At 62.5% G+C, this 15,674-nt stretch carries 15 protein-coding genes and 1 other RNA gene; 8 read left to right on the top strand and 8 right to left on the bottom strand.

The window, feature by feature from the left end:
• Positions 1-17: 17 nt before the first annotated feature.
• Positions 18-329, bottom strand: a complete 312-nt coding sequence (locus O3301_RS06810) for a c-type cytochrome (RefSeq protein ID WP_099666767.1) — start codon at positions 327-329, stop codon at positions 18-20.
• A 220-nt stretch (positions 330-549) separates the two neighbouring features.
• Positions 550-2,415, bottom strand: a complete 1,866-nt coding sequence (gene ilvD / locus O3301_RS06805; protein WP_289898712.1) for a dihydroxy-acid dehydratase — start codon at positions 2,413-2,415, stop codon at positions 550-552.
• 182 nt (positions 2,416-2,597) lie between these two features.
• On the opposite strand from ilvD, the gene O3301_RS06800 reads away from it, so the two are divergent.
• The 3 genes from O3301_RS06800 to O3301_RS06790 all read left to right on the top strand — a co-directional run bounded on the left by O3301_RS06800 (position 2,598) and on the right by O3301_RS06790 (position 6,096).
• Positions 2,598-3,509: a LysR family transcriptional regulator gene (locus O3301_RS06800; RefSeq protein WP_289911280.1), complete on the top strand. Its 912-nt coding sequence runs from the start codon at positions 2,598-2,600 to the stop codon at positions 3,507-3,509.
• Positions 3,510-3,588: 79 nt separating this feature from the next.
• Entirely contained in the window at positions 3,589-4,419 is an 831-nt protein-coding gene (gene lgt / locus O3301_RS06795) for a prolipoprotein diacylglyceryl transferase (protein WP_077408057.1), read from the top strand.
• Between the two features lie 156 nt (positions 4,420-4,575).
• Positions 4,576-6,096, top strand: a complete 1,521-nt coding sequence (locus O3301_RS06790; RefSeq protein ID WP_305055967.1) for a diguanylate cyclase — start codon at positions 4,576-4,578, stop codon at positions 6,094-6,096.
• Here O3301_RS06790 and O3301_RS06785 read toward each other — a convergent pair.
• The 5 genes from O3301_RS06785 to O3301_RS06765 all read right to left on the bottom strand — a co-directional run bounded on the left by O3301_RS06785 (position 6,093) and on the right by O3301_RS06765 (position 8,351).
• Positions 6,093-6,557 (bottom strand): EVE domain-containing protein, encoded by a 465-nt coding sequence (locus O3301_RS06785; protein WP_099666763.1) that lies wholly within the window; start codon positions 6,555-6,557, stop codon positions 6,093-6,095. The two genes, O3301_RS06790 and O3301_RS06785, sit on opposite strands and share 4 nt — an antisense overlap.
• A gap of 78 nt (positions 6,558-6,635) precedes the next feature.
• A non-coding RNA gene (ssrS, locus tag O3301_RS06780) (6S RNA) lies at positions 6,636-6,813 on the bottom strand.
• Between the two features lie 54 nt (positions 6,814-6,867).
• Positions 6,868-7,179 (bottom strand): cell division protein ZapA, encoded by a 312-nt coding sequence (locus O3301_RS06775; RefSeq protein WP_034747344.1) that lies wholly within the window; start codon positions 7,177-7,179, stop codon positions 6,868-6,870.
• Positions 7,179-7,442, bottom strand: a complete 264-nt coding sequence (locus O3301_RS06770) for a DUF904 domain-containing protein (RefSeq protein ID WP_289903818.1) — start codon at positions 7,440-7,442, stop codon at positions 7,179-7,181. The genes O3301_RS06775 and O3301_RS06770 overlap by 1 nt, the downstream gene beginning before the upstream one ends.
• Positions 7,443-7,598: 156 nt before the next feature.
• On the bottom strand, positions 7,599-8,351 hold the full coding sequence (locus O3301_RS06765) for a hypothetical protein (RefSeq protein ID WP_305055966.1): 753 nt from the start codon (positions 8,349-8,351) through the stop codon (positions 7,599-7,601).
• A 535-nt stretch (positions 8,352-8,886) separates the two neighbouring features.
• On the opposite strand from O3301_RS06765, the gene groES reads away from it, so the two are divergent.
• From groES to O3301_RS06740, 5 genes are all read left to right on the top strand, one after another.
• The gene (gene groES, locus O3301_RS06760) at positions 8,887-9,177 is read left to right on the top strand and encodes a co-chaperone GroES (RefSeq protein ID WP_010400979.1); all 291 of its coding nucleotides are present in this window, start codon (positions 8,887-8,889) and stop codon (positions 9,175-9,177) included.
• 50 nt (positions 9,178-9,227) lie between these two features.
• Positions 9,228-10,877 (top strand): chaperonin GroEL, encoded by a 1,650-nt coding sequence (gene groL / locus O3301_RS06755; protein ID WP_034786546.1) that lies wholly within the window; start codon positions 9,228-9,230, stop codon positions 10,875-10,877.
• A 247-nt stretch (positions 10,878-11,124) separates the two neighbouring features.
• Positions 11,125-11,601 (top strand): hypothetical protein, encoded by a 477-nt coding sequence (locus O3301_RS06750; RefSeq protein ID WP_305055965.1) that lies wholly within the window; start codon positions 11,125-11,127, stop codon positions 11,599-11,601.
• Positions 11,602-11,694: 93 nt separating this feature from the next.
• A complete protein-coding gene (locus O3301_RS06745) occupies positions 11,695-12,252 on the top strand; it encodes a GNAT family N-acetyltransferase (RefSeq protein WP_305055964.1) in 558 nt (185 codons plus the stop codon).
• Positions 12,253-12,370: 118 nt separating this feature from the next.
• Positions 12,371-13,909: an oligopeptide:H+ symporter gene (locus O3301_RS06740; protein ID WP_171985176.1), complete on the top strand. Its 1,539-nt coding sequence runs from the start codon at positions 12,371-12,373 to the stop codon at positions 13,907-13,909.
• 46 nt (positions 13,910-13,955) lie between these two features.
• On the opposite strand, the gene O3301_RS06735 is transcribed toward O3301_RS06740, so the two are convergent.
• Positions 13,956-15,587, bottom strand: coding sequence for an alpha-D-glucose phosphate-specific phosphoglucomutase (locus O3301_RS06735; RefSeq protein ID WP_305055963.1), 1,632 nt, complete (start codon positions 15,585-15,587; stop codon positions 13,956-13,958).
• Positions 15,588-15,674 lie beyond the last annotated feature (87 nt).

Genomic DNA, 15,674 nt, shown 5'->3' with positions numbered 1-15,674 from the left:
AGGTACTGCGGCACAGATTATTTCTGTGCCAGTACCCATTTGACCAGGGTGTGGGCTTCAGCATCGCTCACTTGCGGGTTCGCTGGCATCGGGATCGCGCCCCAGGTGCCGGAACCGCCCTTCATGACTTTCGCCACGAGCTTGGCTTCCGCGTCTTTCTGGCCAGCGTACTTGGCTGCCACGTCCTTGAACGCAGGGCCCACCAGTTTCGTGCTCACCGCGTGGCAAGCCATGCAGTTTTTTGCTTTCGCCAGGTCCGGATTGGCCAACGCTGCTTGCGATGCCAGAGCCGATACGGTCAATACACTCACCAACATAAAACGTTTCATTGTCTTTTCTCCAAAGTTACTTCCTGCGGCATTTTACTGTGTTTCCGCAGATGCACCACGAGCCCAGATCAAGCGTTTCAATGTAGTAACGCAATGTAGACGAGAGGCAGTCATATTCTGCCCCATCTGCGCGCCCATGACCATGTTGTTTGTAAGGCGATGTAACGACAGCCGGCCCCGCGCAGCAGATCGGGGCCGGCTGTCTTACCTGCGCAACAAATCAGCGCTTCTTCAGCTGCGACAGGTCGCGCACGGCGCCCCGGTCGGCCGACGTCGTCAGGGCCGCATACGCCTGCAGCGCCTGCGATACGTAGCGGTCGCGGTTGACGGGCAGCCAGGCCGCATCGCCCTTCGCTTCCATGGCGGCGCGGCGCGCGGCCAGTTCGGCATCCGTCACGCGCAGGTTGATCGTGCGCTCGGGGATGTCGATGTCGATGAAGTCGCCCTCTTCCACCAGGCCGATGGCGCCGCCTTCGGCCGCTTCCGGCGACGCATGGCCGATCACCAGGCCCGAGGAACCGCCCGAGAAGCGCCCGTCCGTGAACAGCGCGCACGCCTTGCCCAGGCCCTTGGATTTGATGTAGGACGTCGGGTACAGCATTTCCTGCATGCCGGGGCCGCCTTTCGGGCCTTCGTAGCGGATGATGACGACGTCGCCTTCATGCACGGTGTCTTCCAGGATGGCAGCGACGGCCGCGTCCTGGCTTTCGAACACGCGCGCCTTGCCCGAGAATTTCAAAATGCTTTCATCGACGCCCGCCGTCTTGACGATGCAGCCCTTTTCGGCCAGGTTGCCGTACAAGACGGCCAGGCCGCCATCCTGCGAGTACGCGTGGGCCTTGTCGCGGATGCAGCCCGTGCTGCGGTCCGTGTCGACGGCAGCGAAGCGCTCCGACTGCGAGAACGCCGTCTGCGTCGGCACGCCGCCCGGCGCGGCGCGGAACAGTTCATGCACGGCCGGATTGTCCGTGCACATGATGTCGTTTTGCGCGATGGCGTCAGCCAGGGTGGGCGCGTGAATCGTCGGCAGGGTCGTGTTGAGCAGGCCGGCGCGCGCCAGTTCGCCCAGGATGCCCACGATGCCGCCCGCGCGGTGCACGTCTTCGATATGGTATTTGTCCGTCATCGGCGCCACCTTGCACAGGCACGGCACCTTGCGCGAGATGCGGTCGATATCGGCCATCGTGAATGCCACTTCCGCTTCGTGCGCGGCGGCCAGCAAGTGCAGCACGGTATTCGTCGAGCCGCCCATGGAGACGTCGAGCGCCATGGCGTTTTCAAACGCGGCCTTGGTGGCGATCGAGCGTGGCAGCACGCTGTAATCGTCCTGCTCGTAATGGCGCTTGGCCAGTTCGACGATCAGGCGGCCCGCGCGCAGGAACAGCTGCTGGCGGTCCGAGTGCGTGGCCAGGATGGTGCCGTTGCCGGGCAGGGCCAGGCCCAGGGCCTCGGTCAGGCAATTCATCGAGTTGGCCGTAAACATGCCGGAGCAGGAACCGCAGGTCGGACAGGCCGAGCGTTCGATTTCCGCCACGTCGGCGTCGGACACCGTGCTGTCGCCCGCCTTGATCATGGCGTCGACCAGGTCCAGCTTGATGATCTTCTGCGTGCCGTTGACCACCTTGACGACCTTGCCCGCCTCCATCGGCCCGCCGGAAATGAACACGACGGGGATATTGATGCGCATGGCGGCCATCAGCATGCCCGGCGTGATCTTGTCGCAGTTCGAGATGCACACCATGGCGTCGGCGCAGTGGGCGTTGACCATGTATTCGACGGAGTCGGCGATCAGGTCGCGCGACGGCAACGAATACAGCATGCCGCCGTGGCCCATGGCGATGCCGTCATCGACGGCGATGGTGTTGAATTCCTTGGCCACGCCGCCGGCCGCTTCGATTTCGCGCGCCACCATCTGCCCCAGGTCTTTCAGGTGCACATGGCCGGGCACGAACTGGGTGAACGAGTTGACGACGGCGATGATCGGCTTGTCGAAGTCGCCATCCTTCATGCCGGTGGCGCGCCACAGGGCGCGGGCGCCAGCCATGTTGCGGCCGTGGGTGGTGGTGCGGGAGCGGTATTGCGGCATGATGGACCTTCCAAAAGTGTTGGTGCCTGACTGTGCGGGCTTACAGAAAAATTTGCAGTAAAACCCTGCATGCAGTGGGGGTACGCCAGATTGCCTTGCGCGCGTCCCACTGTCAAATATATGATGCACGTGTCTGTGAGTCGTTTTATGTATCACAGCATCCGATCAGCATGGAAATGCATATGAATCTTGAATTACGACAACTTCGCTATTTCGTCACGGTAGCCGAGGAATTGCACTTCGGCCGCGCCGCCGCGCGCCTGCACATGACGCAGCCGCCCCTGTCGCAAACCATCATGGCCCTGGAAGACTTGCTGGGCGCGCCCCTGTTCGTGCGCACCCGGCGCGAGGTGCAGCTGACGCCGGCCGGCAACGCCCTGCTGCCCGAGGCGCGCCGGCTGCTGGCCCAGGCGCAGGACTTGCCGGCGCTGGTGCGGCGGGCCGCGCAGGGCGAGGCGGGGCGTCTGAGCCTGGCGTTTGTTTCCTCGGCCGATTACAGCGTGCTGCCGCCGCTGCTGCGCGCGTATCAGACGGCTTATCCGCAGGTGCAGATCGCGCTGCAGGAAGCCACGTCCGACCTGCAGCTGGACGAATTGCTGGCCGGGCGCACGGATGCGGGCTTGCTGATCCCGCCCCTGCCCGAGAAGGCGAAGGGGGAACTCGATTACCTGCCCGTGCTGGCCGAACCGCTGGTGCTGGCCGCGCCGTCCGGCCTCGACATCTTGAACACGCCGGGCCCCGTACGCCTGCGCGACGTGCCGGCCCTGCCCCTGATCATCTTCCCGCGCGCGATCTCGCCCGCCCTGCATGACGCCATCCTCGGCGTGTTCCGCGCGGCCGGCATCACGCCGCAGATCGGCCAGGAAGCGATCCAGATGCAAACCATCGTCAGCCTCGTCTCGGCTGGCATGGGCATCGCGCTTGTGCCACAATCGGTATCGAATCTGATGCGCCCGGGCGTAGAATACAGGCCGCTGCAGGACGCCACGCCGCTGGTGGAAACGGGCCTGGCCTGGCGCCGCGACAATCCGTCCGCCGTGCTGCAAGGTTTTCTGGCGCTGCTGCGCAAGCAGATCGGCGGTACTGCCAGTTAAATTAAGTGGCCGCTAAGGCAAAAAACCGCAAGCGCCCCCATACTACGCAACCTTAGCTTTAAACAAAGAAAGAAACCCCATGCTGATACACCCGATGCCCGACCCGATAGCCATCCAGATCGGCCCGCTCGCCGTGCACTGGTACGGCCTGATGTATGTGCTGGCCTTCGCCCTGTTCATTATCCTGGGCCGCGTGCGCATCAAGCAGCCGCATATCGCCGTGCTGGGCTGGAAGAAGGAAGACCTCGACGACATGCTGTTCTACGGCATGCTGGGCGTGGTGATCGGCGGGCGCCTGGGCGAAGTGCTGTTCTACCGCCCCGAATACTTCCTGCACAATCCGCTCGAGATCTTCATGGTGTGGCATGGCGGCATGTCCTTCCACGGCGGCTTCCTCGGCGTCATCCTGGCCATGTACCTGTGGAGCCGCAAGGCGGGCCGCAACCTGTTCGACGTGCTCGACTTCATCGCGCCGCTGGTGCCGCTCGGCTACGCGGCCGGCCGCCTGGGCAACTTCATCAATGCCGAACTGCCGGGCCGCATCGCCCCGGACACCCTGCCATGGGCCATGCAATGGCCGGGCATCCCGTATCCCGTGCACCCGTCGCCGATCTACCAGATGCTGGTCGACGGCATCCTGGTGTTCATCATCCTGTGGCTGTATGCGCGCAAGCAGCGTCCGCGCATGGCCGTGGGCGCCATGTTCACCCTGCTGTACGGCTGCGCGCGCTTCTTCACGGAATACTTCCGCACGCCGGACTGGGAAGTCGTGTGGCTGGGCGTGCCGATCACCTCGGGCCAGATGCTGTCCTTGCCAATGATCGTCGGCGCCATCGCGCTGCTCGTGTGGGCGTATAAAAGCCAGGTGATGGGCACGCCGCCCACCAAGGCCCGCCCCGCCAACACGTAAAACCGCTGTTCCCCCGATGGCGCGCCAGGCAGGCGCGCCATCCCCCTCCTCCGGCAACCTTTCCCTCAAAGCAGCACAATTTCCTTGCGGAATGAATCTTCACTTGCGATAGCGCAATGATCGCTTTACCCTGCAACAAGAGCAAGGCATGCAATCATGCTGTGTTGGCAATTCGAGCGGGGAGTCCCATCCATGCAGTATGCGAGGAAGACCACGACATTCTGGCTGGCGCTGGCGAGCGGCTACGTGCTGGCGCAGCTGGCCTTGACGGCCTGGGCCGGGACGCGCGGTCCCGCCGTAAGCTACCTGTTCGGCGTGACGGCGCCACTGCTGGCGCTGGCCGCCTGCTGCCGCAACGCCAGCCTGAGCGCACCCGGCGTCGTGCGCACGGGCTGGGGCCTGTTTGCGGCCGCCATGCTGTTCTGGAGCGTGGGCATGGCCCTTTCCGCCTGGCAAGACCTGAGCGGCCATGTGGCGTCCGACACGACGTATTTCTCCGATTTTGCCTATTTCATGTATGGCGCGCCCTTGCTGCTGGCCATTTCCTCGGTCAGCGACCGCCACCCTTCGCGCACCCTGCAATGGCTGGACGCCGTGCAAGTGCTGCTGGCTGCCTACCTGACCTACACGGCCATCTTTTCCGTCTCGCCCTTCGACCAGCGCTCGATCGCGCCGATACCCGCCAGCCTGCTGGTGACGACGTACAACGTGGAAAACCTCGTCCTGGCCTGCTGCGCCTCGCTGCGCCTGCTGGCGCACCGCCGCGATGGCGCACAAGGGCGTTTCTACCTGCTGCTCAGCGTGTTCCTGTGGTGCTACGCCGCCTGCGCGGGCGCCTATAATTACCTGACCCTGCACGCGCTGGCCGAATCCGGTCCCAGCGAGATACTGCCCAGCATGCCTTTCCTGCTGCTGGCGGTGCTGGCCATGCGCGTGCAGCCGGGCGAGGAAGAGGCGGCGCGGCCGCCGCGGCCGTTGACCTTGCTGATTGACAACTTCAGCCCCATCTTCTTCACGGCAGCCCTGCTGGGATTGGGATTCGTCGTGCTGCGCGAGAATTTTTACCTGGCGGCCAGCGCCCTGTTTGTCGCGCTGACGGTCCACGCGCTGCGCTCGGCCACCCTGCAAAGCCGCTACATGCAAAGCGAACTGGCCTTGCGCGCGGCGCATGACAAGCTGGAAAAGCTGTCGCTGACGGATGGCTTGACGGGCATCGCCAACCGGCGCTGCTTCGACCAGACCCTGCAGCTGGAGTGGCAGCGGGCCGCGCGCAACCAGCAAGCGCTGGCGCTGCTGATCATCGATATCGATTTCTTCAAAAGCCTCAACGATACCTTCGGCCACCCGTATGGCGACGCGTGCCTGGTGCAGATCGCGGCGGCCCTGCATTCCGCGCTGCCGCGCGCCAGCGACCTGGCGGCCCGCTTCGGCGGCGAGGAGTTTGCCGCCATCCTGCCCGCCACCGATGGCCCGGGCGCCCTGGCGGTGGCGCAGAAGATGCAGGAAGCGATCGCCGCGGCCGCCATCGCCCACGCGCCGTCGCGCGGCGGCCTGGTCACGGCCAGCATCGGCCTGGCCTTGAGTGACGCAGGACAAACGCCGGAAGCATTGCTGGCCGCCGCCGACCAGGCCCTGTACCGGGCCAAGCAGAATGGCCGCAACCGGGTCGAAGTCTAGGCTTTCAGCTTGCCGGTAATGACTTTCCATTGCGCCGGCGTCACGGGCGTGATCGACAGGCGGCTGCCCTTCTTCAGCAGCAGCATGTCTTCCAGCTCCGGCATCTGGCGCATCTCGGACAGGGGCAGCAGCGCCGTCTTCTTCAGGCCGCGCACATCGACGCTGATCCAGCGCGGCTGTTCAGGCGTGGCCTTGGCATCGAAATACTTGCCACCCGCTTCAAACTGGCTGTGATCGGGATACGCGCCGCTGGCCACTTCGGCCACGCCCGCCACGCCCGGCTGCGGACAGCTGGAATGGTAGAACAGCACGCCATCGCCCGGCTGCATGCCATCGCGCATGAAGTTGCGCGCTTGGTAGTTGCGCACGCCAAACCACGGCATGGTGTGCTGCGGCGCGGCCATCAGGTCGTCGATGCTCACTTCATCGGGTTCGGATTTCATCAGCCAGTATTGTTTCATGTTCACTCCCTATCAAAAGCAACAGGCGTAAAAAAACGGCTGAGCATGATGCTGCAACCGTTTTCTTTGTACTGCAAATTGGGCCCCGCCTGTGCCGCTATGCCGGCATCCCGAACCAAACGGTTCAAGGTGGTCACGTTAGTTCAATTTCGGGTTCGTCGAACGAGCGACGCTCACTCCCATCAAACAAAATTCGCAACCGATGCGCATAAATGGTTCAAGGAATATATGGCAATCGCGAACACCGCAGGGTAGACCCAAGTTTACTCCTTTGATCGCGCATCGCAAAGACAAATCGTCGCGTACGCGCTTAAAAAAGGTTTTCCTGGGGCGTCAGCGCACTATCCAATACTGTGTGCATGGCCGAGATTTTCTGCTTCACTTCCAGTATCGTCAATTCCGACAGCGGACCTTGCGGCGACTTCACGGACAGGAATTCCGCAGCCACGCCCAGGGCGGCCAGCACGGCGATGCGGTCGTTGCCCTTGACCTTGCCCGCGTCGCGGATGGCTTTCATTTTGCTATCGAGATAGATCGCCGCTTCGCGCAGCGCGCGCTCTTCGCCGTCGCGGCACACCATGCTGTAGGACTGGCCCATGATATTGACATCGACACGCGGCATTACGCTTCCTTCTCGTTCTCGGCAATATAGGCGCCCGCTTCCGAAGCGGCTTGCTCCAGGCCAGCTTGCACCAGTTCGGGAATTTTTTCCAGCAACGCTTCCACCCGCTCCTGCGCATCGCGCATGCGTTGCACGTACAGGGCGTTGTCGGCGGCCAGCGCGGCATTGTCCTTGCGCAATTGCGCGTTTTCACGGCGCAGCGCATGGGTCATTTCGGCCAGCAGGCCTATTTTGTCGGATAATTCGTTGAATTCGGAAATCATCCCGCCACTATAGGGCGGACGCTCCATGGGCGTCAATCGAATCACGCCGCTGTCACACATATTTACATCAATGCAGGGCAGTTGGCGGACAATACACGCTTTTTCCGGCGCTTTTCGCCATCTGCACGCATCCGCCAGCGCCGCGATGGCAGCGTTTTACTCGTCGACGTAATCGGGTTCGATATCCAGTCCGCCATAGCGGTTTTCGCAAGAGCGGCGCGTCAGCGTCTGTTGTCCACTCTTGCCGTCAAGCACCATCGTCAAGTCGCGGCAAGTACTGCGGTAGCTGCCAGGTTTGGCGTCCGTCCCCGAAGGCGTCAGGCGCACTGCCAGCGGCACCGCATTGCCCAGGCCCTTGTTGCTCCACTGGCGCGTCTTGCCATCCTCTTCATCCTTCAAGGTGCGCACGGCAGCCGTCAGCAAGGCTTTCTGTTCCTTCGCATTCAGCTTGGCGATGGTCACGTCGGACAGGAATGGCGGATACACGACGGGTGCTGGATCCTTGCCCTGCACATCCCAGTTGCCGCTGTTTTGCGAACAGGTGCGGCGGCTCAGGTCCTGCGACTTGCCAGCCGCCGTGACGACGAATTTCAGGTCGCGGCAGACGTGCGCCTTCAGGCTGTGTTCCGTCATGCCGGAGTTGCTGAAGTTATACGTGACTTTCACCAGCATGCCGCGGTCGCCGCCGTTGTCCCACACATGGGCTTCCTGGTCGTCGTCATCCTTGTTCAAGTCGTTGAACAAGTCATTGAGCAGCATGTTCTTTTCCAGCGGGGTCAGGGCCGCCACGGTGATTTCATCGACGATGGTGGGCGTTTGCGCGGCGGCATTGCCCAGGCAGGCGAGGCCGATGACGGTGACGGTGACGCCCAGCAGGCGCAGGGCGGGACGGGAAAGCGGGAATGGCATGGTTTCTTTCTGGCGCGAGCGGTGATATGTGGCGATATTGATATGCAATTGCAATCATCTTATCAAATTTCATAGTCAAACTCTGTTTCCTGTGCGTACAGGAACGCCCCCTCTCCGAACGACATGCTAGAGTCGCGCCTGTTGCTGACGCCCGGGAACGAGGCTTGTGCTGGCGCAAACCCTGTGTAGATGCAGGCTCTGCTCAGCATCTATCTATATGTTCCCCTTGAATAAGCCCTTGAAGTTGACCCTTAGCGTCCCTATAATTAGCACTCGTTAGTAGAGAGTGCTAACAAACTCTTTCGTAGCAATCCTCAGGACATGATGGTGTATGCCGGACAACAGCAGGGAACGCTACGCGGCGGGCGACGCCGCGATGCCACCACTGCCCAGCGCCGGCACGCACTCGATGACATGGGGTTTGCTTGACCGTTGCGGGCTGCTTTCAACGGCGGTCACTGAAAGCACGCCTGGCGCTGCGCCAGGCATGTATTCATTTAGCAACACCTATCCATTGAACTTTAAGGAGTTTTGTATGAATCTGCGCCCATTGAACGATCGCGTCATCGTCAAACGCCTCGACCAGGAAACCAAAACTGCGTCCGGCCTCATCATTCCTGATGCAGCTGCTGAAAAACCGGATCAAGGCGAAGTCCTTGCCGTAGGCAATGGCAAGATTCTCGACGACGGCAAAGTCCGTCCTCTGGATGTCAAAGTGGGCGACCGCGTCCTGTTCGGCAAGTACGCCGGCCAAACCGTCAAAGTTGACGGCGATGAGCTGCTGGTCATGCGCGAAGAAGACATCATGGCGATCGTCGTCAAGTAATTGTTTCCACGTTGTAGACAGATACATCCCGAAACTCAGGAGAATTGAACATGGCAGCTAAAGAAGTAGTATTCGGCGACGCAGCGCGCGCCAAGATGGTCGAAGGCGTCAACATCCTCGCCAACGCAGTCAAAGTAACGCTGGGCCCGAAAGGCCGCAACGTGGTCCTGGAGCGCTCGTTCGGCGCCCCTACCGTCACCAAGGATGGTGTGTCGGTAGCGAAAGAAGTTGAACTCAAAGACAAGCTCATGAACATGGGCGCGCAAATGGTCAAGGAAGTTGCTTCCCGCACCAGCGACAACGCCGGCGACGGCACCACCACCGCGACCGTGCTGGCACAAGCCATCGTGCGCGAAGGCATGAAGTTCGTTGCCGCCGGCATGAACCCGATGGACCTGAAGCGCGGTATCGACAAAGCTGTTGCAGCCACCGTCGAAGAACTGGCGAAAATCGCCCGTCCTTGCACCACGACCAAGGAAATCGCCCAGGTTGGCGCGATCTCGGCGAACTCGGACTACTCGATCGGCGAGCGTATCGCTGAAGCGATGGAAAAAGTCGGCAAAGAAGGCGTCATCACCGTAGAAGACGGCAAGTCGCTGAACGACGAGCTGGACATCGTTGAAGGCATGCAGTTCGACCGCGGCTACCTGTCGCCATACTTCATCAACAACCCAGAGAAACAAGTTGCCGTACTGGACAGCCCATTCGTCCTGCTGTGCGACAAGAAAATCTCGAACATCCGTGACCTGCTGCCGGTACTGGAACAAGTCGCAAAAGCTGGCCGTCCACTGCTGATCATCGCGGAAGACATCGAAGGCGAAGCGCTGGCGACCCTGGTTGTGAACAACATCCGCGGCATCCTGAAAACTTGTGCAGTGAAAGCCCCTGGCTTCGGCGACCGCCGCAAAGCCATGCTGGAAGACATCGCTGTCCTGACCGGCGGCCAAGTGATCGCTGAAGAAGTCGGCCTGACCCTGGAAAAAGTGACCCTGGCCGAACTGGGCCAAGCGAAACGCATCGAAGTGGGCAAGGAAAACACCATCGTTATCGATGGCGCCGGCGAAGCTGCCTCGATCGAAGCACGCGTGAAACAAGTGCGCGTACAGATCGAAGAAGCGACCTCGGACTACGACCGTGAAAAACTGCAAGAGCGCGTCGCCAAACTGGCTGGCGGCGTTGCCGTGATCAAGGTTGGCGCAGCCACCGAAGTCGAAATGAAAGAGAAAAAAGCCCGCGTTGAAGATGCACTGCACGCAACCCGCGCTGCCGTGGAAGAAGGCATCGTGCCAGGCGGCGGCGTAGCCCTGCTGCGCGCACGCGCCAACATCACGGTCAAGGGCGACAATCCTGATCAAGACGCTGGTATCAAGATCGTCCTGCGCGCAATGGAAGAGCCACTGCGCATGATCGTGCAAAACGCTGGCGAAGAAGCTTCGGTCGTCGTGGCAGCCGTACTGGCTGGCTCGGGCAACTACGGCTACAACGCTGCCAACGGCACGTATGGCGACATGGTTGAAATGGGCGTCCTGGACCCAGCCAAAGTGACCCGTTCGGCGCTGCAAAACGCCGCTTCGATCGCTTCGCTGATGCTGACGACCGACTGCATGGTCTGCGAAATCGCTGACGACAAAGCAGGCGGCGGCATGGGCGGCGGCATGGGTGGTATGGGCGGCATGGGCGGCATGGACGGCATGATGTAATGTCCGGCGGCCATCCGCGCAGGCGACGGCGCGACTGGCCGCATACGCAGGGACAGGGCTGGCAGACCAAAAGCTGCCAGCGCCTCCCGGCGGCCCCGAAAGCCACCTTCTACGGAAGGTGGCTTTTTTTCGCCTGGCGATTTGGCAAACCCGCTTCGCAAACCCGTTTGGCAAGCCCGGCGATTGCCGGCCTGTGCGTTTTGCTTTAGCATGGCCGCCATCGTCCCTCTTTCTCATGCTCACCATCATGCCGCCACGCGCCTCCTCTTCCAAAACCACCATCATCGCCGGCATCCTGGCCGGCTTGCTGGCCGCCGGGCTCGGCGCGTTCTACCTGCACCAGCAATCCGCGCCGCAGGCAGGCAATGCCCCGGCCGCGAGCAGCCAGACGGCGGCGCCGGAGCAGAACGCGCGCGCCATCGATGCCTTGATGGCTTTGCCGGAAATCAAGGCCTGGTCGGCGCATATCGAAAAGGCGTCGGGCGGCCGCGCCCATGGCGCCGTGATGGAAACGTCGCCCGAGACGCGCCTCGTCGATGGCGTCGCCTGTTATCAGCTGAGCTTTTTCGAAAATACGCCCGATGCGGCGCACCGGTGGGAGAGTTTCGTCGTCTCGCCCGACGGCAAGCGCATCCTCGTCGACGACATCGTCAGCGCTGAGCTGATCAGCCTGGAACAATGGCGCAAGGACAATGCGCCCATGCAGCGCGTCGCCACCCAGTAACACCCCTGCGCCGGCGACGGGCGCGATGGCCAGGGACGCTTGCCTTGCAGCACAAGCTTTACTTTCTGGCATCGAAGCCCGATACTCGCCCACATGCCAGCCATCACTGTCCGCCCCCTCGCGCCAGACGACGTTGCCGCCTACCGCGCGCTGCGCCTGGCCGGCATCGCCGAACTGCCCGCCGCCTTCTGCACCACGCATGCGGCGGAAAGCGGCTTGCCGCTGGCACAGATAGCCCAGCGCTTGCGCGCCACTTCCCACCAAATAATATTTGGCGCTTTCGACGAGGAACAATTGATCGCGCTGGCCGGCCTGCGCCGCGAACCGATTGCCGTCGTGCATGACAAGGCCAGCCTGTGGGGTGTGTACGTGGCACCGCAGGCGCGCGGACGCGGCGCGGGACGGCAACTGGTGCAGGCCGCCATCACCCATGCCTGCGCCATTCCCGAACTGGGCCGCGTGCGCCTGGCCGTGGCGCAGGACAACCACGCGGCATTGACCCTGTACCTCGCTTGCGGTTTTACCCTGGAAGACTGTCCCGCATCGGATGGCATGCTGCAAATGCAGCTGTGGCTGCCCCGCCCGGCGCGTGCAAGTGCCGAAAGTAATGTCTTTATGAAAATCAATACCTTACAAATCTCTGCGAAATAGCGGACAGGCCGTTTTTTCTGTTGCAAGCAAACGCGGCAGGCCTTAGCATCGCGGCTTACAAAAAAAACTTGGGGGAGAGCCAATGTCATCGGCCGAGACACAAACCGCCACGGGCAAAATGCCGCGGCAAATACCGTACATCATCGCCAACGAAGGCTGCGAACGCTTCAGCTTCTATGGCATGCGCAACATCCTGACGCCATTCCTCATCAGCACCTTGCTGCTGATGATCCCGATCGACCAGCGCACGGGCGAAGCCAAGCACGTCTTCCACACCTTCGTCATCGGCGTGTACTTCTTCCCACTGCTGGGCGGCTGGCTGGCCGACCGTTTCTTTGGCAAATACAACACCATCTTCTGGCTCAGCCTCGTGTATTGCGCCGGCCATGCCTGCCTGGCCCTGTTTGAAAACAGCGTCAACGGCTTCTATTTCGGCCTGTTCCTGATCGCTTTCGGTTCCGGGGGCATCAAGCCGCTGGTGGCCTCGTTTGTCGGCGACCAGTTCGACCAGACCAACAAGCACAAGGCCAAGCTGGTATTCGACCTGTTCTACTGGATCATCAACTTCGGCTCCTTCTTCGCCTCGCTGCTGATGCCGATGTTCCTGCGCGACTTCGGCCCGTCGATCGCCTTCGGCATCCCCGGCCTAATGATGCTGGCTGCCACCATCGTCTTCTGGATGGGCGCCAAGAAATACGTGCACGTGCCGCCGGCGCCGCCGAATCCCGATTCGTTCACCCGCGTGGCCCGCACGGCCCTGCTGGCCCGTGTCGACGGCGGTTCGCGTCCCGGCCTGTACGTGGCCTACGTCGGCGTGATCGGCGCCCTGTATGCGTTCTACAGCATTCCCGAATGGGGCTTCGTGATTGCCGCGTGTACCGCGCTGGTATTGCTGCTGGCCTTCGGCAGCATCGGCACGGCCATGCAGCTGGAACGCGCACGCGGCATCCACCCTGACGAAGCCGTCGAAGGCGTGCGCGCCGTGTTGCGCATCCTCGTCATCTTCGCCCTCGTCACGCCGTTCTTCTCGCTGTTCGACCAGAAGGCCTCGACGTGGATCGTGCAAGCGAACACCATGGAAAAACCAAGCTGGTTCCTGCCGGCGCAGATGCAGGCGCTGAACCCGATGCTGGTGATGCTCTTGATCCCGTTCAACAACCTGGTGCTGTACCCGATGCTGAACCGCTTCGGCCTGGAAGCGACGGCCCTGCGCCGCATGACGGCCGGTATCGGCTTTTCCTCGCTGGCGTGGATCGTCATCGGTCTGCTGCAGCTGGCCCTCGATAGCGGCAACGCCGTCTCCATCATGTGGCAGATCCTGCCGTACGCCCTGCTGACGTTCGGCGAAGTGCTGGTCTCGGCGACGGGCCTGGAATTTGCGTACAGCCAGGCGCCCGTGTCCATGAAGGGCGCCATCATGAGCTTCTGGAACCTGTCGACCACGGTGGGCAACCTGTGGGTGCTGATCGTCAACCGCAGCGTCATGAACGAAGGCGTGATCGGCAAGATCGCCGAGAGCGGCATCAGCGTGACAGCCTTCCAGATGTTCTTCTTCGCCGCCTTTGCCGCCGTGGCCATGCTGGCCTTCGGCCTGTATGCGAAGCGCTACAAGATGGTGGATAACTACCGCCAGGCGGTCATCCCGGCGAAAGCGTGATGCCGGTTTGATGTAACGCAAAAAGGGCGCCCTCGGGCGCCCTTTTTTACGTCGTCACCGTCGGCCCATCGCGCCCCGTGCGTGCGCGGATCTGCGCCACTGTTTCCGCCACGGCGATCAGCCCCGCCAGCGCTTGCTGGGTCGGCAAGTCATGCTGCGCCGGATCGGCTGCGTAGCGCTCCAGGTACAGGCGCAGGGTGGCGCCTTCGGTACCCGTGCCGGACAGGCGCAGCACGATGCGCGCGCCGTCCGTCATGATGATGCGGATGCCCTGCTGCGTCGCCACCGAACCGTCGACGGGGTCCGTGTAGCTGAAATCGTCGGCCAGCGCCACCGTGTAGCCGCCCAGCGCCTGGCCCGGCAAGGCGGCCAGCTGGCCGCGCACGGCTTCCATCAGCTGCGCCGCGCCGGCGCTGTCGATGTCTTCGTAATCGTGGCGCGAATAGTAATTGCGCCCATGGGTGGCCCAGTGGGCGCGCACGATCTCTTCCACCGATTGCTTTTTCTCAGCCAGCAGGTTGAGCCAGAACAACACGGCCCACAGGCCATCCTTTTCGCGCACGTGGTTCGAGCCCGTGCCGTAGCTTTCTTCGCCGCACAGGGTGGCCAGGCCCGCGTCGAGCAGGGTGCCGAAGAACTTCCATCCCGTCGGCGTCTCGTAGCACGGTATGCCCAGCGCGCTGGCGACCCGGTCGGCCGCGCCCGACGTGGGCATGGAGCGGGCGATGCCTTTCAGCCCGGCGCGGTAGCCGGGCGCCACGGTGGCGTTGGCGGCCAGGATGGCCAGGCTGTCCGAGGGCGTCACGTCGAAGCGGCGGCCGACGATCATGTTGCGGTCGCCGTCGCCATCCGAGGCGGCGCCGAAGTCGGGCCCATCGTCGGCCGCCATGATGGCGATCAATTCCTGCGCGTTGACGGGATTCGGGTCCGGGTGGCCGCCGCCGAAATCTTCCAGGGGCACGCCGTTGATGACGCTGCCCTTGGGCGCACCCAGCATGCCTTCCAGGATGGCCGTCGCATACGGGCCGGAAACGGCATGCATGCCGTCAAAGCAGATGCGCAAGCCGCCCGCGAACAGGGCGCGGATGGCGTCGAAGTCGAACAGCTGCTGCATCAGTTCCGCATAGTCGGCAACGGAGTCTATGACTTCGACCGTCATCTGTTCGATGCGCACCACTCCCAGGGTATCGAGGTCGATGTCGGCAGCGTCGCTGATGCGGTATTCGGTGATCGTTTGCGTGCGCGCAAACATGGCCTCGGTGACTTTTTCGGGCGCCGGGCCGCCATTGGCGATGTTGTACTTGATGCCGAAATCGCCGTCGGGGCCGCCCGGGTTATGGCTGGCCGACAGGATCAGGCCGCCGCTGGCGCCATGCTTGCGGATGACGCAGCTGACGGCCGGCGTCGACAGGATGCCGCCCTGCCCCAGCAGCACGCGCGCGTAGCCGTGCGCGGCCGCCATGCGCAGCACCGTCTGGATGGCCGCGCGGTTGTAATAACGGCCGTCGCCGCCCAGCACCAGGGTCTGGCCGCGGCAGTCGCCCAGCGTGTCAAAAACGCTCTGCACGAAATTTTCCAGGTATTGCGGTGCGCTGAAGACAGCCACCTTCTTGCGCAAGCCCGAAGTGCCGGGCCGCTGGCCGGCTATCGGCGCCGTATTGATGATTTGTATAGCCATCTTGCCTCCATATTAACTTCCCATGTTAACGCATGCCAGGCAAGCGGCAAAGCGTTGTACATCTGCCACGGTGCGCCAAGCCGCTTA

Origin of the sequence: Janthinobacterium sp. SUN211, assembly GCF_030587315.1 — a bacterium.
GTDB lineage: Bacteria > Pseudomonadota > Gammaproteobacteria > Burkholderiales > Burkholderiaceae_D > Janthinobacterium > Janthinobacterium kumbetense.
This window is presented reverse-complemented; position numbering and strand designations above follow the sequence as displayed.